The organism is Pseudoalteromonas sp. 2CM37A, from assembly GCF_023161885.1.
Taxonomy (GTDB): Bacteria; Pseudomonadota; Gammaproteobacteria; order Enterobacterales; family Alteromonadaceae; genus Pseudoalteromonas; species Pseudoalteromonas atlantica.
The window spans coordinates 173,587-194,445 of record NZ_JALNTJ010000003.1; the positions used below are offsets into that span (position 1 = coordinate 173,587).

Consider the following 20,859-nt stretch of genomic DNA (forward strand, 5'->3'; position numbering starts at 1 on the left):
AGTATGTAACAGGTATTTATAGGGTTTTCTTTGCACAACTAACGACCTTAAATCAATAGTATTACTACACAACTAATACAGAAATAAAATAGTAGAACATGCGATGATCTTACTTAAGGGTTATTTGTACTTATCTTCTGCGCGTAAATAATTTTGCGTATCAAAACGACACAAATGCTCGATTTTTTGTTTTATTTTTGGCTCATTAAAATACGTTTGCAGGGTGCTTTTTACTTCCTGTTTTTTCTCATCTAAAAAGCTATCTGTTGTATTGTGATTGCCAATCAGAATCTCTTTTTTAGAGATTGTTTTGACTTGTTCACTAAACCCATTTAAATCATCTAAAAAGCCTACAACTTTAAATTTTTCAAGATTATTTAAAAACTCTGTTTGCATGTAAGTCGCATCAGTTTCATCTTTAGCAAAGCGCCCTGTAATACACATACTGATTACATTAGCCATTTGCCAACCTCTACGATGTTCTAAAATTCTATCTACTTCGCCAATTAGATTGTCAGAGTTAATATTATTAGGGGCCATTAAAGGAAGTGGGTTGGTTAACTTATTATATATATAGTTAGATATGAATCTTGATATAGGCTCTCTTAGAACCGTAACAAAATTCTTTTGTTGCCCGTATTGCTCAAGTAAATATTTATTACTGCATACGTGGCCGCTTATATATTGCCAATCTTGGGATAGGTAATAGGCTAGCAGCCCACTTAACTGTTTCGCGTGATGATCGCTAAATTTAGCAATACTATCTAAATCATTAACCTTTTGATTGAAAGTAGCTAAGCTCATTTCAATTGCACCTTCGCGGCTGAATCTTGGCTGTCCCGCTTTTGCAAACTGCTCGCGCATGGCTAAATCAATAGAAATGCCACCTGACTTAGGTATGTGTATAAATACAAAACCTGGTTGATCTTGCTGTGATTTACCTATGCGATGCAGCTTTATATCGTAACCTAGGTTATTGATAAGCTGTTTTATATTTTTTTTAAAGAATGTAGTCATTTTTTGTTCGCACATCGTTGATGTAATAATGATTTAACAATTGCAGGGGAGTTTATCATAGACTGGTGCAGTATTAGGGCGTAGCGCCTTGTCTTTGGCTGAAAAAACAAAAAACCATAACTAGCAACCATGTACGAAATCACTGTTGCCCAGGCTGCGCCTACACCGCTATAGTGCGGGATTAAAATAGCGTTTAGCGTAATATTAACAGCAGCTCCAGATAGACTTGAAATTAAGCTGTATTTATACAATTTTTCAATAATTAACCATTTAGATAAAACAGCTCTTTGAAAAATAAATATACTTGCAAATATATGGATGCTGAGTATTGCTGCGCTTGATTGGTACGCCTGACCATATATTAATTTAATTATAATTGGCGCTACAAAATATGTAGAGATGCTCAGTGCTAATGCACTTAAAACGAGTAAGCTTATTAACTGTTGTAAAAGTTGCTGATATTTTGGGTAACTATTGAATCGTAATTTGCTTAGCTGAGCCGTAAATACGTTCGCAATTAAAACAGGGAATACATACCATACTTCAGATAATTTAGCTGCTGCAGCATAGTAAGCTACCGCTTGATTATCAATTAGATTGGCAAGCATGATTTGATCAATTTTTAGATAAACAGTCGCAGCAATTCCTGAAAACAATAGCCACTTTCCTTTTTGCGCAAGTGCCAAGTAGCTCTGTTTATTGGTTGCGCGCTTTATAAAGTGATGGTGTTTCCCAAAGGTATAAATCGATATGTAACTAAGACCAATAAGTACATACTCTAGCCCCTGCAAAAGAATTAGTATACTTAAAGGTGCGCCGTTTAAGATTGCAGTACATTTTAAAATATTTAACATCAGTAGAATTAGTAGGCGGATTTTTAAAAGTATACTAACTTGTTGTTTGCCTAAAAAATAAAACTCAATTACATAAAATGCACTAAAGCTTTGTAATAATATAAGTAAAAGAATATTTATATTATTTTCACTATTTAAAAAAAATATAAGTAATATACCTAAGATAATTGAAAGCAATGCACCAAATAAGCGAACAATAATCGCACTTCTAAGATAGAAATGGGCGTTAGTAGGATTTTTTACTATGTACTTAGTAACTATATTATTAAGCCCCATAACACTTAGAGGTAAAAATAGCCCAGCCATCGATAATATGTATGTATATTGACCAAATATTTCTGGACCCGCTATACGTGCCAGAAGTACACTATTTAAAAAGCTTAAACCCAATAAAATACATTTTTCTAGAATAAGTAATGCACTATTTTTTGCACCTGAAGAGGTAGTCATGATTTCTCAGAAGTTAAATTGAAGCCAGATTATTGTAGCGTATAAAAAAAGACTATAAAAGGTTGAAAGCAGTAGGGTTGCCGTATATGCTTCGCAACTTTTAGGTAAAAGGAAATTATGTTAATTGAAATTAAAGGCGTTCAATTTGTAAACAAAGGGGCTGAGTTAATGCTTTGTGCAATCATAAAGCAACTGGCTATAACTGTTCCTGAAGCCGAAATTTGTTTAGCGCATAATTTATACTCACCTTACAGAAAAAGAGCAAAGGTAGGCGCTTATCAAAAAATAAATATACGAAAAAATATTTTTGATTTTAATAAACTCTTCTACTTTTTGCCGCTGAAACTTCGCCATTACTTTAAAAATCGCTTTGGTATTGTTACTGAAGCTGATGTTAATGTTGTACTCGATGCATCAGGCTTTAGTTATGGAGATCAATGGTCAGATGTAATAATACACCAAGTGGCTAATGAAGTAGCTAGGCTAAAAAAACACAATAAAAAATACATATTTTTGCCACAGTCGTTAGGGCCATTCACACGAGAGAAAAACAAGCAATACGCTCAAAAAGCATTTTCTAACGCAAGTTTAGTGTTTGCGCGTGAAATACCTTCATTCAATCACGTCACAGAATTACTTGAAAATACTAAACACGTTCATCAAGCGCCTGATTTTACTAATTTACTAGAACCTACACTTTGTGACGAATTTGCACATTTCCAAGATTACATAATTATAGTTCCAAATTCTAAAATGCTAAGTAAAAGAAATAAAGATCAATGGTGGCGTGATAATTACATAGCTACTTTAACTTCTCTTGCTAATAAAGCCATCGCATTAGGTGAAAAAGTACTAATCCTAAATCACAGTGGCGCGAATGACGCACAACTATGCACTGAAATTTCAAATAGTTTAACAACACAAGTGCAAATAGTAGAGCCAGAAGGGGCCATACAAGTTAAATCAATAATTGCGCGTGGTAAGTTCATCATTAGTTCACGTTTTCATGGCTGTGTAAGTGCTTTGTCGCAGGGAATCCCATGCATAGCTACTGGTTGGAGCCATAAATATCAAGAGCTTTTTTCAGAGTACGCAATGACTGATCTACTACTGCCCTCAGGCATATCGACACAAGACGTTGAACAATTACTAGAAAGTAGCTTAGATAATCTAGAGTTCAAAAAGCTTGAATTAGAAAAGGTAGCTGTAACTTATAAACAGCAAAGTAAGGAAATGTGGGAAAAAGTGTTCAGTGAAATAAAATAAATAGGGTTTCATATCACTGCGGTATTATATTCGCTAGGTTTTTTTGGTTTTTACATCCATCAAACCTAAAACATATCTAGCTTTGTATATGGTTTATAGCGTTATGCGGTTTGTCTTGAGTGTTTGTAATTAAGCTATTATACACAAAAAAATTCTTGCAATATTAAGTTCCGCTTTTTTGTGTGGACATTGTAATATGCATGCCCTTTTTTAAACGTTCAGGATTAAAAATGAAAGGGTTTTACATTAATGTTTGTCCACTAGTATCTCATCAACCTTTGAAGAGTCTCTGTTTTCAACAAAGATAAGCGATAATCTTACGGTGGTCCATAAATCTGAGTATCTATTTTTTTCTGGCACGATACAGATTGCTGGTTGGTTCATTTATGCTGGCAAGCTTAATAATTTTGAAAACTTGTCGAATGATATTAAGGCGTTAGGTTTACAGGCTATCGAAAGTATCGAGTTTGGTGTTTATTCGGACGCTCTAACTTTAGATAAAAATGATTACTTTTTTATAGATAAAATGGGGCTAAGCCTTCATTTTCTTTATAAACATCAAGGTAAAGTTGTTATTTCAGCTACACTGCAAACAATTAAAGAAAATTTTGCATTAACTACTTCTAACTTGCATGAATCTATTTTAGAAAAACGACGCTACCTCTTTGGTACTTCTACCAAGTATCAAGATGTTGTTTGTATACCGCCAGGCGGTGTTGTCTCGTTGCAAAATGGAGAAATTATTGCAAAGAAAAGTTTGGATGATCTTATCAAACCTACCAGCAATCAGATTGAGCAAATACCAAGCCAAATAAAGTCACTGATTGAATCTATACCTAAGCAAAAAAGATCGCTTGCGCTGTCGGGGGGGACTTGATTCTCGCTTAATCTTAAGCCAAAGTGACATGCAAGATGGGTATTGTTATGACCTGCAAAATAGTGCAGATAGACCTATTGCAAGACAGTTCAAGCGTAATTTTAACAATTTCTATGAGTTCGAGTTTGACGCTTTGTACAAGGATTTTAAGCTTGAAACCGATAGCCTAAATCTTTGCGATTATAATAAAGTAACGCTTTATGAAGCGTTTTTTGCGAGAGGTCGTCGCTATATATCTGGTGAGGCACTAGTTATTAATGGCTGTTTTAAACAAGTAGTGCCTGTATTTATGTCGCCCGATTTACAAAGTGTTTTTGCATAGCAAAATTATTGTGATGCGGTGGCTTTTAAAAGCCTAAAAAAATATGGCAAAATGTAGGCAGTTACTACAAAACTAAAAAGTTCGAAAATGGATACAACTAAAATACATCCAGTTTTATGATGCCCAAGCTGGTACTGCTATACAGATTATTGATTGATTACGTGCCAAGTTTCAAAATTATTCGACTAAAAAGTAATATTTAGGATGATGGGTGAACGCTGTAAATAACATACGAATTGAGCTGCAGCGTCAAAGCCGCATTAGTTAGATGTTGTGTGCTGCCTCGTATGATATTTACGTTTTGCAGTTTAAGTATATGTAATCTTGTATAATAGAGGTAATTCTTATATTATTGCGACGCTTATTTTACTGCGTTTAGGCGTTCTCTATGGAGTAGAAAACGAGAAGTTTATGTACTGTTAGAACATTTTAAGTTGGTATAGCTTAATAAATGGCTAACTTTATAAGCATCTATAGTGGCGTTAAGGAAAAATCAGGAGTCGTACGATGTTTAAGGTTTGTTTTTTGTGATTTTAACAGCTTGTGCTTTATTTATTTGCTCATTTATGAGCCTTTTCGCATTTCGAAAATTTGCAATTCTAATTAATTTAGTCGATCAGCCTAATGCTCGTAAGCATCATAATGGCTCTGTTCCTCTTGTTGGCGGCTTAGCTGTTTTTATAGTCGTATTTTCTTATCTATTTATTTTCCCAAATACAATATCATCTGCAATGCTGTATTTAAGCTGTGCAAGCGTACTGCTCTTTGTCGGTGTTTTAGACGATTTGTATGATATAAGCTTCAGATTTCGTTTGATTTTACAGATTGTGATTTCAGGTTTAATGATGGTGTTTGGAGAGCTATTTCTTGCCAATGTCGGCGCTATATTTGGCGGAGGAAATGTTAATTTGTCATACTTTGGCTATTTTATGACTGTCATTTGTGTAGTGGGGGCAATTAATGCCTTTAACATGGTTGATGGTATTGATGGCTTACTTGGTGCATTAGCTACAATCACATTTAGTTCTTTAGGTGTTTTGTTTTATTTAAATGGGCAAAGCGAATTAATGGCGTTTTGTGCTGCTATTGTTGTGGCAACTATCCCTTATATCTTAATGAATTTAGGCATTCCTTTAGGGCAGCGCTTTAAGATTTTTATGGGAGACGCCGGCAGTACTGTTATAGGTTTCACCGTAGTATGGTTGCTATTAGAGGGCTCTCAGTCAACTGAACGTGCATTTAGTCCAATAACAGCGCTTTGGCTTGCTGCTGTGCCTATTATTGACGCAATCTCCACTATTTTAAGGCGTGTAAAAAAGGGCTTATCACCTTTTAAGCCTGACCGAGAGCATTTGCATCATATACTTTTGCGTCTTGGTTTTTCAAGCCGACAGGCTTTAGCTGTAATTTGCTTTATTTCGGTGATTTTTGCAGTGTTCGGTGTGTTAGGTGATACCTATAACGTGCCTGAATACATCATGTTTTATACCTTTATTCTTCTCACGGTATTGTATTATTTTTTTATGCTAAGAATATGGAGAATAAGTGTCAGAATTAGGCGCTTTTTAAATATAAAGTAGCGCTTTCTTACCGCTTGACTATTTAAAGTGCAGCTTCATGTAATTGTACTTAAATACATATGCTACGAAATACACCCAATACTTAAAAATTAAATAAATGGATATAAATTTGACTGATCAAAATCAAGCTCATGAGTCAGATGATATAAAGTTATCTCACCTAATCGAGATCCTCTGGAACTACAAACTATTTATAATTTTGTTTACAATCATTTGCTCTTTAGCAACTGTTTTTTACGCTATAAATAAACCAAATGAATATGAAGCTAAGGGAATATATATGCCTAAAGCAGATGATTCTGCAGGTGGACTGTCAAAACTAGCAGGGCAGTTTGGTGGTATCGCAAACTTAGCTGGTGTGAGTTTAGGTGGTGGCGGTGAAAATAAAACCGAAGTGGCTATTGAGTTGCTAAAGTCACGTTCATTTTTGCAATCTTTTATAGAACGCCACAACCTAACGGCGCCTTTAATGGCCGCCGAAAAGTGGGATGAACAAACCAACCAATTAATCTACAACCCAGAGCTTTATGATGTTGAAAATGGCGTATGGGTAAGAGAAGCGCCGCCAGGTAAAGCTGTTGAGCCAACATCTTGGGAAGCTTATGAGTTTCTTAAAAAAAATATTGATATTGAGTTTGAGTCTAAAAAGGGCATTGTGAAAATTTCGTTAACATATTACTCGCCTTATTTAGCCGCTGAATGGTTGGAGCTACTAGTTAAAGATATCAATTACTTTTGGCAGCAAAGAACCATCAATGAAAGTGAAAAGTATATTGAAATACTTTCTAAAAAAGCACAAAACACGCAATTAAGTGAATTAAAAGAAATATTTTATAACTTGATTGCAGAAAAAACCAAATCAAGTTTATTAGCTCAAGCTACAGATGAGACCATGTTTGAAACTGTTGGTAAAGTGATTGTTCCTGAAGGAAAGTCAGCACCAAGTAGGGCACTACTGTGTATTGTTGGTTTTATTTTTAGCGGTTTTTTTGCATGCATAGTTTCATTGATATTAGGTATTAACAAAAAGCGAGACGAGTTGTACGGTAATTAAATGAGAGATCTTACCATAGGGAGCTATCACAAATTTTGGTCTCAATTAGCCATTTCTATGATGTCGCTGTACTTATTAACAGATATGCTCTCGGGTTTTTCTATCATATACCTAGGTATAGATATAAAAGCGTCCCTTATTTATAAAGTACCTTTACTAATTCTAATATTGGGCTTAATTGCCCAACAGGATATATTTAAATTTAATATTTTACTTTTTTTTATTTTCCTCATTTTCGCAGGCCCTCTTTATCAATTTTATGAACATGCACGAATAGACTTTTTTATTATTGATTTTTCATCGGCGATAAAAGTTTTGACACCCGTTTGTGTCTTTTTCTTGTACCGAGAGTGGTATAAGAACGACCCCAAATTTGCATTAGCAAGTACCCATAAAATCTTAAAGTATGGGTTTGTTATTTTAAGCATAAACTTTATTATTGGTGCGTTGGGTTTAGGCAAAAGCACTTATGATTTTGGTCAAGGAGAAACAACAGGTTCGACCGGGCTAATTATGGCTGGCAATGAATTAGGTGGGGCTTTTTTAGTCGTATTTACCTATATGCTTCATATGTGCTGGAATTATAAGAGTAAGAAATGGTATTTATTACTCTCCATATTTACCGTTTTATGCGGATTAACTGTTTCGACTAAAACGACTATTTTAGCATCCTTGTTAATTGTATTTTTTGTACCAATAGTAAATGAGCGTCGAAAGCTTTACTCCATCACATTACTAAAAATTAATATATTTTTGCCCGTCATTATCATTATTGTTGTAGGCGTAATTTTAGTTGTAGAGCTGCTACAGTCTTTAGGTTTATACGGCAGAATGGTCTTTTTGTATAAAAAAGCAGGATTCTTGGGGATTATACTATCGGGACGCGATATTATGGCTGCCGACAGCTTTAATGCTGTTGTTCATCATAGCAGTTTATTTGAGCAATTATTTGGTCAAGGTCAAGCGTTATCCTTAAAGCGTTCAGACGGCTCTGCAACTTCAGAGATAGACGGAGTTGATATATTCAACTTTTATGGAATATTTACGTTTTTATCTGTTTTAAGTTTTTACATCTACACTTTTTTTAAAGCACACAGACAAACAATTAAAAATATAAATTTTTTATCTCCTTTTATTTTACTCGCAAGTTTCACCCTTTTAGTGCTATCGCAATTAAGCGGGCATATTTGGGGGTCAGGTACGGCAGGTATTTTAGTTGGGGTTATGCTTGGGGCTTTAAACATTAAAGATCAAAGTAGCTAGTCAAATTTGTGGCGCTATCATTATTTGTTGTATAATACTCCGCTATTCGATTTTGTAGAAAAGCTTACTTTGTTCATTAACGTGAAATAAATTTATGCAATTTGGCTTTATTTATACAATTTAATACCACTACGTAAATTATATAAATTGAGCCGCTATTTAAAATATTGCCTGTTTTAATTAACACAACGGGCTTGTCGTAATAAAAATGTTTATTAAGTTAAAGCACTATCTTTAAAAAGCATTAGGATATTTATAATATGAATTTAGTCATACTCACTGGGCGTTACCCATCTCAAAGTAGCCCTTATAGCCATATGTTTGTGCATACACGCTCTAAACAGTATGTTGCGCAGGGTCATAGGGTAACTGTATTAGTTCCAAGTGAGAGTTCGCAATCATATAACATTGATGGTGTAACGGTTGTTTTAGGGCCCGTTAATGAGCTCGTTAAGTACCTGTTAGATGCTGAGCGTATAATGATACATTTATTATTACACCGTTTTAGCAAAACGATAGACGCGGGAGTGCTTTACCGCTTTATTTTGGATAATAAAATACCGACCTTGTTTTTTATCCACGGTGTTGAAGCACAAACAATTTGGAGCGATAGACGAGATGATATCTCTTGGCGTTCGCCTAAAAGTATTGCACGCTGGTTATATCGAGATTACTACTTAATAAAAAGAATGATCAACACACTTGCAGAGTTTGTTGAATCCGACATTCCAGTTAAATTTATAACGCCATCTAAATGGATGCTAAATGAAGCAATTAAAAACACAGGGGTAGATTTAAGTAAAAAATCCCTTGTGATTGCTAACGGCATTGACACAACTAACTTTAATTTTACTGATCGTTGGGCTGATAGAGATAAATTATTGAGCATCAGACCACTAACGTATCGTGGTAAATACGCTGTGGATTTAGTACTTGAAACTGCAAAAAGAATGCCACCAAATATTCAAACCGACCTTTATGGTATGGGCCCTGACGAAGAAAAAATAAAAGATATCGCTAAGAGCTTAAATATCACAGATCGCTTTACCTTGAATTCTCGCTTTTTGCAGCCTATAGAAATACCTAAAGTGCACCAAAAGGCAGGTATTTATTTAGGTGTTACACGTATGGATGCACAAGGGGTGTCTATGTGCGAAGCAATGTCCTCAGGTTTACCTACAGTGTCTTTTTCTACGTGTGCAATACCTGAATTTATCGAGCATAACAAAACGGGTTTAATGGCTAAGCCTTATGATATGGATGAATATAGCGCGTTAGTTAGCGAGTTGGCTGAAAATAGAAGTTTATTTGAAAAGCTCGCAATTAATGCACATAAATCTATGGTTGATATAGATATAGTCAAAACTTCCACTCAAGAGCTTACGGCTAAGTTGGAAGCAGACTAATGAGTGTTGATTTTTCTATTTGTACACCAGTATTTAATCGAGCTCACTTATTGCCTCGTTTATATGCAAGCTTGCTGCTAAATATTGATGAAACTCTAACGTTTGAGTGGCTTATTGTTGATGATGGGAGCACTGATGATATAGCTGCTTTTATATCAATGGTTAAAGCAGATGCTAAGCTTGATATCAAATATATAAAAAAAGCCAACGAAGGCAAGCACTCATGTATGAATGTATTTTTTGCGCAAGCGCAAGGCGAGCTAATGCTAATTTTAGACTCGGACGACATTCTCGTCGAAAGTGCGTTAAAACAAGTTAAAGGCATTTGGACACCTTTATCTGAGCGAAAAGATATCGCTGGTATTATTGGTTTATGTTTAGATATGGCCACTAAAGAACCAAGCGCTCAACGTTTCTTTGACGATCCGATAGAATCCACACTTTTAGAAAATGCTCATAAATACAATATGAAAGGCGATCGTTGTGATTTTATCAGGACGTCTTTACTTAAAGGTAAAACTTTTCCTGTTTATCCAGATGAAAAGTTTATGCCCGAAGCCGTAGTAACTGTTTTATTGGATGCAGATTATAAATATCATTGCACTAATTTAGCATTTAAAGAAATAGAGTACCAAGCAGGCGGGTTAACTAATAACTATAACGCACTAGCTATTAAAAACCCTAAAGGTATGGCACTTAGGTTTGAAGTTGTATTAAATAACTATAACTTAATTAAGCTCCCGGCAGGGCTTAATAAAACAAAGTTTTATAGCAACTACATGCGCTATTTAATTCATCGAAGTGGTTACTTTGGAGCCTGCAAGGCTTATTTTAAGGTGTCTAAATTTTTTAAATTGAGTTGGTTTGCTAGTTTTTTTGTTGGCTCAGCGCTGGCATTTTTAGACAAGATTAAAAAATAATGGCGCTATTTTGGGGATATTTTTCTCGATTATCTAGTATTGCTAGTAGTTTGATTATTATGCCTTTTGCTTTGGTGAGTTTTACTGAAGCTGAGTTTTCTTTGTGGATGGTCTTTGTTGCATTTTATGCTTTGATAGTTGTATTTGATTTTGGTTTAAGTACTACATTTTCAAGACAAATCAACTACGTATTATCTGGAGCACAAAGTCTTATTAAGGTAGGGGTTAGTCAAGAAGTTAATAAAAATAGCATTAACTACCTCCTTTTTTCTAAAATTATTAATAGCGCAAAATGTGTCTTTTTCTTTATTGCAATTATTACCACTGCAATACTGCTCGTTACTTACTTCTTCTTTTTAAGCTCTATAGCGGCTAAATCGGGCTTAGATATCTCCTTAGAATGGTTATTTTACAGCTTAGCAATAATAATAAATATTTTTTGCTTACTTTATAACGCCTTATTTTTTGGTACCAACAATGTGGCGAGTATTTATAAGGTTGTTAGCTTTAGCAACTTAGCGTTTTTTGTTTTTGCTATTACATTAATATTTTACGATTACACATTAATGGCTGTAGCTGTTGCTAGGTTGCTCTCTGCTATAGCCTATTATTTATGCGCTAATTACGAAATTAATAAGCTAAAAATGCTTTATGGCTACGTTAAAACGAGTTGGCAAGATACAAAAACAACACTTAGCTTATTAATACCAAACGCGGGGCGAATTGGGATTGTGTCTCTTGGGAATTTTTTATTAACAAAAACCACTATTTTAATTGTTGCGTACTATTTTTCAGCCTCAGAGTCTGCAAGCTACTCTTTAGCACTCAATCTATTTGGTATACTCACCTCGGTTAGCTTATTATACATGACGGTTGTCACCCCAATATTAAATAGGGCAATTCAAGATGCTGACTTCTCTAAGGTAAGAAAGCTACAGTTTAAAGTGAGGTTAGTGTGTTTAACCACATGTTTGTTGGGGTGTGCATCTGTTCTTATAATTGTTCCTGAGTTGCTAAGTCTAATCAACTCCAAAACTAATCTTCCTAATATTTATGTACTCGCCTTTTTTAGTCTCATGGTGTTTTTAGATGTAAACAGGCAGCTGTCAATGAACCTAATTGCTGCGACAAACCACATTCCATTTTATAAGGCGATTGTTTTTTCAGGCGCAGTGTCAATCATCATGATATTGGCCGCATTGGAATTAGGGTACTTAACTCTATTAACGCCAGTAATTATATCTTTGGCTGTGCAGTCATTATTTAACAATTGGTACTGGACGTTAAGAGAGCGGGATATTTTGATAAAACAATAACTTGGCGTAAGTGCTGCTAAATTAGCTGAAGAGCTTCACATATCTCTTTAGCTTTATTAAACTCATTCTTTACGTATGTAATAGGTTCAAAGTGTTCTATTTGTTTTACTTTTTCAGCAATTTGCGAAACATCATAACAGCCTAAACCGTATTTTTCTTCTTCTACAAACCTAACCAGATCTTGCTGGTGTGCGTCTACTCGTTCGGTATTTTGCACTACAATCACTTTTTTACCCATTTCTAAAAGGGTGTATACACTGCCCGCGCCTGCATGGGTAATAACAACATCAGCATTTTCATAGTACTCATTAATATTTTTAACAAATCGAATAGTTGTTATTGTTGGGTGAGTATACTCACCATCCGCTATTTGAAAAATAGCGTTATGGTTATCGTTTAAGGCCTTTTCTATCTCATAAAATAGTGAGTCATAGCGGGTGCTACCCACTGTAACAAAAATGTTCATAACCTACCTGCAAAAACGGCTTTAGGGTAAGCGCTTTGTAGCGTTTCATTTTGAATATAAAAGGTATCAGCAATATGATACATAATTCTTCCTGTTAATGAAGGGGTGTAAAAGCGTGACCATGACTCTAAAAAAATAACTTTTTTGCCAAGTAATTTAAATATTAATGCAGGAAAAACGACCATTCCTGGGCCCGTTGATACCAATCCTTGTACTTTAAAGTTTTTTAATATGCTTACACATTGCATTAAAGTCGTTATAGCATTGTTAGTTAACTGAAAAGGTGCTTTCCAAACACTAAACTTGTCTCGTGGTTCAGAGCAGCGAAAATGCTTTAGAGAGTCAAAGTGATCCTCTGTATCTGATATAGATATGAAATCGAAGTCAGCATGAGACTTCATCAAAGATAAAAGCCTTTTCATTTGCTCTTTATGTCCGCCACGCCCATAAATTATTAGGGTAATAGATTTGTCTTTCAAAGAAACTCCAAAGCTTTAACTACAACTAAAATACGATAATATTATAATCGAGAGCGGTTTTGCTGGCTACAAATAAAGTGATAATTAGCAAAGCCGTAAAGCACATTATTTTGCTCTTAGTAGGTATTCAATAACCTGCTTTGCTAAGAGTGTAGGGTCGTAATTATTAATAACTTCGGGTTTGCCATTTAAGTAGTATTCACTTGAATTGGTGGCTATTTTTTCAATGCCCCTTTTTAAGTGTTCTACATCGTATTTATTAATAACAATGCCAACATGAGGCTTTACTATATCTGCAACAGGTCCGTTGTTAAATGCTACGATAGGTAAATTTAAACTCATTGCTTCTATAAATACCACGCCAAATGAGTCATATATTGATGGTAAGCAAAATATATCGCTATCAATCAACGCACTGCTTTTTTCTTCTTCGTCAAGCCAACCTAAAAATTCTACTCTCGATTGTATGTTGAGGTTTTCAGTAAGTTGCTTAAGCTGATGCTTTAAAGGTCCGTCACCAATTATTTTTAAATGTACATTAGGTAATAAAGCGACTGTTTTTATTGTTAATTCAATGCCTTTACCCTCAATTAGCCGTGCCATTGAGACTAACTTAACGACATTGCCAATCGGTTTCTTATGACTGTTATTTTGCTTTGCAAAATTGAATAGCTTGTATGAAAGCGGATTTGCTACAACCAATATTTTCTTTTTTATACCTTTTTTTAGTAATAGCTTTTCCCACCATGGGGTAACGACCACTATTTTATTTGCAGGAAAAAGAAAACATTTAATTAATAACATGCCCCATTTACTTTCTGTATATTTATATAGGGTCGGAGAGTGAAAATGAATAACAACCTCGCCTCCGAGTAACCTAGCTGATAAAGCAATAATAAACTTTCTCAACATAGAAAACCAAGGGCCGCAATGTAACCAATAGACTCTGCGCGATCTTAAATGTGTTATCGAATGACACATTAATTTAACCCACGCGGTAAAAAAGTAAACTAGTCTATTTCTATGATCATTATGAGTGTTAATTCGTTTAAAAGATTGGTTTAAATTATTAAACCCCTCTTCATAAGCTTTTAACGCACTGCTAATACCACCTTGAGTTTCAGTTGAATGAGTGCCAACTACATAAATCAGTGCTTCAATCATTTTAAAGCCTTAGTTCTTAATTTAGCCAAAAAGGGAAAGTTACTTGAAAGGAGGTAGCGTGTTTTTCTAATAAAAAAGCCGCCCTGCAAATGGATAAGATAAAGAAACAGCGGGTATCTTTTTTTACTCGCAATAACACGCATAAAAGATTGGTTTATTTTATTTTCTTTTCCCATTAATTGGCTATGCTTTTTATAAAACTGAGAGTAACCGAGCAGTTTGTTTTTTATTGTACTTATGCGCTCCTCTTCATGCCCTTGGTGTTGAATGTAAGAATAACCTTCTATTTTTCTTGCATCGCCAAACTTTAAAATTAAACGTGTCCATGTATCGTAGTCTTGGCAGGCTTTAAATGCAGTATCAAATCCCTGAATAGCTCTAAGTTTATATGTTTCGGTAAAAACTTGATTAGTAGCGTAATTATAATTGAGCATGTCGGCTAAAGTAAGCCTTCGAGCTTGAGCATCAATTACCTTACCTTTGCGGCCATAATACCAAAGTACACCATGGGATATAAAAGAATCGTTTGGATTGTAACTATCTAAAAAAGTTTTAATGCGCATGGGTAAAAATTCGTCGTCGTCATCTAATCCCGTTATAAAGACGCCACTTGCTTTGTTAATCGCTTTATTACGAGCGGCGCATGCACCTATACTTTTTACTTCTTGAATTATTACCAACCTTGGTTCATTAAGGCTTAGCGCTTCAAGCCACTGTTGTGTGCCATCTGTTGAACCGTCATTAATAACAATTAGCTCGATACGGGTGTAGGTTTGATTCAAAATAGAAAGCACTGCGCGTTTTAATAAATTTAAGCGATTTTTAGTTGGTAGGTAAATTGTTACTAGCGGCTTTTCGGGCAATGGTCCACTGTTGCTCATTATCTTAGACTGCATTTTTTCCTTACACTGCATTTTCCTTGAATTGCGTTTTATTTTACCTTACCTAGCGCTTAAATAGCAAAGTTTGCCATTAATAACTCGGGTTCATTTTAAATTAAATAACTTCATAGTAGAATGCGCGCAAGCTCATATGTAACAGCTATTTTGGGCTACCATAATAGGCTATTCTACTTACATAAATTGATATTTAATCAAAGGCATTTTATTGCACAACTTGTAACAATGATCGCCATTTGATGACCCATGTTGATATTTAGGAAACCACATGAAAGTTTTAACCGTATTTGGTACTCGCCCGGAAGCTATTAAAATGGCACCTTTGGTGTTAGCTTTAGCACAAGAACCCACTATAGAGTCTAAAGTATGTGTAACTGCTCAGCACCGAGAAATGCTTGACCAAGTACTAGCGCTATTTGAAATAAAACCAGACTATGATCTAAATATAATGAAATCAGGTCAAGATCTATACGATATCACCAGTAAAATATTGCTAGGTTTACGTGATGTTCTTGACGAGTTTAAGCCTGATTGGGTTTTAGTACACGGGGATACAACAACTACTTTTGCAGCGTCAATGGCTGCTTTTTATAAACAAGCAAAGATAGGGCATGTTGAAGCTGGCTTACGCACAGGTGACTTATACAGCCCATGGCCAGAGGAAGCTAACCGAACTTTAACGAGTGTGCTCACGGCAAAACATTTTGCGCCAACTCAGGCTTCTGCCGATAACCTGCTGCGGGAACACATTAAAAGTGAAGCTATAACAATTACGGGTAATACCGTTATAGATGCTTTATTAAAAGTAAAGCAAGATGTACTACCGCAAAGTCATATACAGCAACAAATGAACGCTCAGTTTTCACAAATAATAGCTAAACCATTTATTTTAATTACAGGACACCGCCGTGAAAGCTTTGGCGGAGGATTTGAGCGCATTTGTGAATCTATCTCACAACTTGCAACTAAATACCCTAACTTTAACTTTGTTTACCCAGTGCACTTAAACCCAAATGTGCAAGAGCCTGTAAATAGACTTTTAGCAGATAAAGAAAATGTTAAGCTAATAGAGCCGCAAGACTACCTCCCATTTGTATTTTTAATGGATAAATCGTACTTAATTTTAACTGACTCTGGTGGCGTTCAAGAAGAAGCACCTAGCTTAGGTAAGCCCGTATTAGTAATGCGAGATACAACGGAGCGGCCTGAGGCCGTTGCTGCAGGCACCGTAAAACTTGTTGGTACTGAGGTTGATAAAATAATAAACACAGTAAGTGAACTGATTGAAAACCCCGAATTGTATGAAACAATGAGTGTTGCTCATAACCCATACGGAGATGGTTTATCAAGTCAGCGAATTATTGAAAGCTTAATTGAAGACTACAAGTAAAAGTAACCTTATTAGCAGCACATTTTTAATTAAAAATTGTTGTAAGTAAGCAGCTAAAGGCTTTAGTTTAACAGTGACAGTTTTAATCGAAAGGGTTAAAACTGTCGCAAATTCAAGTCCTAGGTTCACCACTGACTAAATTAAGTCGCTTCTCGCAACTTATTAAAGACCATTTCATTTTGTTTGCAACCAGGGTACTTTTTGGTCTCAAGTTTTCACAGCGCGTGCGCTTGCACACCCTGCCTATTTATTACTGTACTTATGCCGAACCTCACACCTCATTATGCTGTGACTCACTTTAAACGTTTTTTTGATGTATCGGTAACCTAGTGCACGTGTTATTTGAATTTTGGGGAAGGCTAGATATAGACGGCTAATATAAGTATAATTGGCTTTGTTGGTATCGTAGCTAAGATATGCTTAGTTCAAGAACGGATTCTATAAATAACTCTGTCGTATTACTTATTAGTACTACGTTATAAAGTTATTTTAAGTCAAAATTAAAGTTACTAGGTTCTAGTTCCCCCCCAAAGGATTAAAATTTTAATATGAAAAAAAATAGTTTAATCATATTGTTTTCACCAATCGTTTTTATGCTTGGCTGTGCTTCGTCACCTCCAGTTATTAAGGCATCTGTTGCTTTAATTGACAAGCCGATACAATCACAACCAACTAACCTAACACTTCCGCCGGCACTTAATGAGGCATTACAAACCCGTCCTCAAGGCTATGCCAGTATTTATAAAGGCGTGCTATTTTCGTTAGGAAAAAAATACACATCGGCTCTAGGATTGGAGTGCCGTGCACTTTATTTAAGCAACGAAAATAATAAAGTTAAAAAAGAGCGCAGAACAGTATGTAAAGACCAAGCTTCAAACCAATGGTCAGTTACTCCTCAAGTAAGCGATAACAAAAATAGCCACATAAGCTTTGGAGTTTAAATAATATGAACATATTAAACTACAGTCATCGACTCATAAGCACGGTAATAATTTTTGCAACTATTGCAATGCTTAGTAGTCAGGCAAGTGCAGCACAAGCGGTATCGCTTAACCAGTTAGAGCAAGCAGGGGCTGCACAAGCAAATGCTTCAAATGCATCACTTGAAAATGGCACTTATAACAAAGCAAACCGCTCAGGCACATTATTACCAGGCGAAATGTCTGCTTCGCAGCTGTTACCTTCAGCTGAGGCTGGTTTGCCACCCCCCTATGGCGCAAATTTATTTGCAGGCGGTTACGAAAGTGAGCGTCAAGACGGATTAAATGATGACTATACAATAGCCCCGGGCGATAAAGTATCAATATGGTTATGGGGTGCAATTAACCAGTCTGAAGTTATCACGGTCGATAACCAAGGTAATTTATTCATAACTAATATTGGCCCGGTGCATGTTGCCGATGTAAAAGCGAGTCAGCTTAATAGTTACGTTACCAACAAAATTAAGCAGGTTTACAAAAAAAGTGTCGAAATATACGTAAATTTACTTACCGCAACGCCGGTAAGTGTATACATAAGCGGCAGTGTTGCACGCCCAGGGCAATATGCCGGTATCGCATCAGACAGCATATTATATTACCTTAAACGTGCAGGCGGTATAGACTCAGAGCGTGGTAGTTACCGCAGCATAAAAGTACTACGAGACAATAAAGTAATCCAAGACATAGATTTATACGATTTTATCTTAAAAGGTTATCTGCCTAAATTTAACTTTAAAGATAACGATGTAATATTGGTCGAGCGTCAAAAAGCAACAGTTGTAGTATCAGGAAGTGTACGCGCCCCATTTAGGTTCGAATTTAAAAATGCCCAAGCAACCGGTACCCAACTCGCTAACTTTGCGCTTCCTTTGAGCAAAGTAAGCCATGTAGGTATTGTAGGTGATAGGGTTGATGGCCCCTTTTCGGTGTACTTACCCTATGGTGAATTTAAAACGTTTACTTTAAAAGATGGTGATCGTTTAATCTTTAATGACGATATACGTGCTCAAGTACTTGATATACAACTCACAGGTAGTTATTTAGGGCCTTCTTACTATGCCGTTAAAAAAGACACTCGCTTACACGATTTGCTTGCAAATATAGAAATTAACAACGAGCTTGCAGATTATCAGTCGATTTATATTCAGCGTAAAAGTGTGGCTGCTAAACAAAAAGAAATGATTGAGCAATCTCTCGATAGGCTAGAACGTAGTATATTTACGGCGCCAGCATCATCAGACGGTGAAGCAAAAATAAGAGCTGAAGAAGGCCGAATGATATTGGAATTTACCGAGCGAGCGCGTAAAGCTGTGCCATTAGGTAAAGTTGTTATTTCTGATGGTGGCAAAGTGGCTAATGTTCGCTTAGAGCAAGGGGATATTATTCATATACCTGCAAAAACCGATTTAGTACATGTAAGTGGTGAGGTACTAATGCCACAGTCATTAGTTTATAACGAGCAAGCTACAATTAAAGATTATGTTGCGTGGGCCGGTGGCTACAGCGAGCGAGCCAACTATGAACAAATAATGGTAATTCACCCTAATGGCATGATAGACCTTGATGCCACAGGACCACTAAAAGCGGGCGACCAAATTTTAGTGCTCCCTAAAGTAGATACTAAGCTAATGCAATCGGTTAAAGATATTACCCAAATTATTTATCAAATTGCTATTGCAGCAAATGTAGCTACCTAATCAATGACTGCAGTAATTAAACGCAATAACTGGGCAATATGGCGTGATGTTATATTTGCCCTGTTTGTACGCGAAATACGCACAGGTTTTAACGACAGGCTGGGATTAGCCTGGGCGGTTTTTCAACCGCTCAGTTTTATTTTTTTGCTGTCTTACTTGCGGGGCATGATAGCCGGTAGTGAATCACATACAGTGCCTACATTTGAATTTATGATGTATGGGATGCTGCTTATTCAGCTATTTTTAGATACTCTCATGAACGTGTCTAACTCCTTTAAAAAAAACAAAGCTTTATTTGCCTTTAGGCAAGTACAACCTATTAGTAGTGTTATAGCTGTTGCCGGGTTTTACTTGTTTGTAAAAATTGCTGTGTTTTTTTTATTAATATTAATAATGTATTTTTTAAATATTGACTTTAGACTTGATGATCCTCTTTACCTTCTTTTAAATATTATTGGCGTGTGGATTATAGGGTTGTCGCTAGGTATGTTGTTTGCTATAGCTCAATGTTATATACCCGAAATAGGTAAAGTTAAGTCCGTTTTAACGCGCCCTTTATTTTTTATATCGGGAGTGTTTTTTTCACTGCAAGACGTGCCAAAAGAATATTGGCCCTATTTAGACTGGAACCCTATTTTGCATGCAATAGAGCTTTCGCGCCACGCTGCTTATTCTACTTATAACGTTGAGGCGGTAAGTGAGTTTTACTTATTTGTATCTGTTTTAATGTTACTTTTTTTTGCATTGGCGATCTACCATGTGTCGTGGAAGCAGGCAATTAGCCGATGACGGATATAAGGCTAAATAATGATTAAGCTAAGTAATGTAACTAAGTATTACCCATCAACTTTGGGTAACCAGTACATTTTTAAAAACGTAACCTTTGAAATACCTAGTGGCCACAATATTGCTATTTTAGGCTCAAACGGTGCGGGTAAATCAACACTATTTAAAATGTTAGCCGGTAGCGAATACCCTAATAAAGGCGAAATTATTACCGACTTACACCTTTCGTGGCCGGTAGCACTTACAACAGGTATTCACCCGCAAATGAGTGGCGCTGAGAACGCTCGGTTTATTGGCATGATCAACGGTGTGGCCGATTTAGACCTATATGTTCGCAGGGTGCGCCAATTTGCCGAGCTAGGCCCTAAATTTGACCTACCTGTAAATACGTACTCAAGTGGTATGAAACCCCGCTTAGCATTTGCATGTTCAATAGGTATCGACTTTGACGTATACCTAATTGATGAGGTTACATCGGTAGGTGATGCTAATTTTAGAAACAAAACACGCCAAGCGCTTACCCAAAAAAGTAAAAGCGCTAATGTTATTATGGTAAGCCACGAAATGGACGAATTAAGGCATTTTTGCGACAGTGCGATTGTGCTCCATAAAGGCGAACTCACTTTTTACAACGATTTAGAGCAAGGAATTGCTCATTACCAGGCATTATAAT

Annotated in this window: 20 protein-coding genes; 14 read left to right on the forward strand and 6 right to left on the reverse strand. The window is 35.9% G+C overall.

The annotated features are described in order from the left end of the window. Positions 1-120 precede the first annotated feature (120 nt). A complete protein-coding gene (locus tag MTF68_RS08175) occupies positions 121-1,017 on the reverse strand; it encodes a sulfotransferase family 2 domain-containing protein (protein WP_248462191.1) in 897 nt (298 codons plus the stop codon). Further along, complete coding sequence (locus MTF68_RS08180) at positions 1,014-2,321, reverse strand: flippase (protein ID WP_248462192.1); 1,308 nt, start codon at positions 2,319-2,321, stop codon at positions 1,014-1,016. The genes MTF68_RS08175 and MTF68_RS08180 overlap by 4 nt, the downstream gene beginning before the upstream one ends. Positions 2,322-2,438: 117 nt before the next feature. On the opposite strand from MTF68_RS08180, the gene MTF68_RS08185 reads away from it, so the two are divergent. The 9 genes from MTF68_RS08185 to MTF68_RS08225 all read left to right on the forward strand — a co-directional run bounded on the left by MTF68_RS08185 (position 2,439) and on the right by MTF68_RS08225 (position 12,325). Beyond that, complete coding sequence (locus MTF68_RS08185) at positions 2,439-3,587, forward strand: polysaccharide pyruvyl transferase family protein (RefSeq protein ID WP_248462193.1); 1,149 nt, start codon at positions 2,439-2,441, stop codon at positions 3,585-3,587. Positions 3,588-3,909: 322 nt separating this feature from the next. Next, entirely contained in the window at positions 3,910-4,464 is a 555-nt protein-coding gene (locus MTF68_RS08190; RefSeq protein ID WP_248462194.1) for a hypothetical protein, read from the forward strand. Between the two features lie 28 nt (positions 4,465-4,492). Next, positions 4,493-4,786, forward strand: a complete 294-nt coding sequence (locus tag MTF68_RS08195; RefSeq protein WP_248462195.1) for a hypothetical protein — start codon at positions 4,493-4,495, stop codon at positions 4,784-4,786. Between the two features lie 527 nt (positions 4,787-5,313). Continuing rightward, positions 5,314-6,366, forward strand: a complete 1,053-nt coding sequence (gene wecA / locus MTF68_RS08200) for a UDP-N-acetylglucosamine--undecaprenyl-phosphate N-acetylglucosaminephosphotransferase (RefSeq protein WP_248462196.1) — start codon at positions 5,314-5,316, stop codon at positions 6,364-6,366. Between the two features lie 109 nt (positions 6,367-6,475). Continuing rightward, positions 6,476-7,420, forward strand: coding sequence for a Wzz/FepE/Etk N-terminal domain-containing protein (locus MTF68_RS08205; RefSeq protein WP_248462197.1), 945 nt, complete (start codon positions 6,476-6,478; stop codon positions 7,418-7,420). Continuing rightward, positions 7,421-8,683, forward strand: a complete 1,263-nt coding sequence (locus MTF68_RS08210) for a hypothetical protein (RefSeq protein WP_248462198.1) — start codon at positions 7,421-7,423, stop codon at positions 8,681-8,683. A gap of 260 nt (positions 8,684-8,943) precedes the next feature. Next, complete coding sequence (locus MTF68_RS08215) at positions 8,944-10,089, forward strand: glycosyltransferase family 4 protein (protein WP_248462199.1); 1,146 nt, start codon at positions 8,944-8,946, stop codon at positions 10,087-10,089. Next, the gene (locus MTF68_RS08220; RefSeq protein ID WP_248462200.1) at positions 10,089-11,009 is read left to right on the forward strand and encodes a glycosyltransferase family 2 protein; all 921 of its coding nucleotides are present in this window, start codon (positions 10,089-10,091) and stop codon (positions 11,007-11,009) included. Before MTF68_RS08215 ends, MTF68_RS08220 begins: the two co-directional genes overlap by 1 nt. Before the next feature lie 59 nt (positions 11,010-11,068). After that, a complete protein-coding gene (locus tag MTF68_RS08225) occupies positions 11,069-12,325 on the forward strand; it encodes a hypothetical protein (RefSeq protein WP_248462201.1) in 1,257 nt (418 codons plus the stop codon). A 16-nt stretch (positions 12,326-12,341) separates the two neighbouring features. Here MTF68_RS08225 and pssE read toward each other — a convergent pair whose 3' ends face one another. The 4 genes from pssE to MTF68_RS08245 all read right to left on the reverse strand — a co-directional run bounded on the left by pssE (position 12,342) and on the right by MTF68_RS08245 (position 15,330). Next, positions 12,342-12,791, reverse strand: a complete 450-nt coding sequence (gene pssE, locus MTF68_RS08230) for a PssE/Cps14G family polysaccharide biosynthesis glycosyltransferase (RefSeq protein WP_248462202.1) — start codon at positions 12,789-12,791, stop codon at positions 12,342-12,344. Continuing rightward, the gene (gene pssD, locus MTF68_RS08235; RefSeq protein WP_248462203.1) at positions 12,788-13,270 is read right to left on the reverse strand and encodes a PssD/Cps14F family polysaccharide biosynthesis glycosyltransferase; all 483 of its coding nucleotides are present in this window, start codon (positions 13,268-13,270) and stop codon (positions 12,788-12,790) included. The genes pssE and pssD overlap by 4 nt, the downstream gene beginning before the upstream one ends. Positions 13,271-13,375: 105 nt before the next feature. After that, positions 13,376-14,434 carry a glycosyltransferase family 4 protein gene (locus MTF68_RS08240; RefSeq protein ID WP_248462204.1) on the reverse strand — a complete coding sequence of 353 codons (1,059 nt, stop codon included), beginning with the start codon at positions 14,432-14,434 and terminating at the stop codon, positions 13,376-13,378. After that, the gene (locus MTF68_RS08245; RefSeq protein WP_248462205.1) at positions 14,431-15,330 is read right to left on the reverse strand and encodes a glycosyltransferase; all 900 of its coding nucleotides are present in this window, start codon (positions 15,328-15,330) and stop codon (positions 14,431-14,433) included. Before MTF68_RS08245 ends, MTF68_RS08240 begins: the two co-directional genes overlap by 4 nt. Before the next feature lie 271 nt (positions 15,331-15,601). Here MTF68_RS08245 and wecB point away from each other — a divergent pair, with 271 nt between their 5' ends. From wecB to MTF68_RS08270, 5 genes are all read left to right on the forward strand, one after another. Further along, positions 15,602-16,723: a UDP-N-acetylglucosamine 2-epimerase (non-hydrolyzing) gene (gene wecB / locus MTF68_RS08250; protein WP_248462206.1), complete on the forward strand. Its 1,122-nt coding sequence runs from the start codon at positions 15,602-15,604 to the stop codon at positions 16,721-16,723. A gap of 548 nt (positions 16,724-17,271) precedes the next feature. After that, complete coding sequence (locus MTF68_RS08255; RefSeq protein WP_248451576.1) at positions 17,272-17,664, forward strand: hypothetical protein; 393 nt, start codon at positions 17,272-17,274, stop codon at positions 17,662-17,664. Between the two features lie 5 nt (positions 17,665-17,669). Then, positions 17,670-19,400 (forward strand): polysaccharide biosynthesis/export family protein, encoded by a 1,731-nt coding sequence (locus tag MTF68_RS08260; protein WP_248462207.1) that lies wholly within the window; start codon positions 17,670-17,672, stop codon positions 19,398-19,400. A gap of 3 nt (positions 19,401-19,403) precedes the next feature. Beyond that, positions 19,404-20,189, forward strand: a complete 786-nt coding sequence (locus MTF68_RS08265; protein WP_248462208.1) for an ABC transporter permease — start codon at positions 19,404-19,406, stop codon at positions 20,187-20,189. A gap of 18 nt (positions 20,190-20,207) precedes the next feature. Further along, the gene (locus MTF68_RS08270) at positions 20,208-20,858 is read left to right on the forward strand and encodes an ABC transporter ATP-binding protein (RefSeq protein WP_248462209.1); all 651 of its coding nucleotides are present in this window, start codon (positions 20,208-20,210) and stop codon (positions 20,856-20,858) included. Position 20,859: the final 1 nt, after the last annotated feature.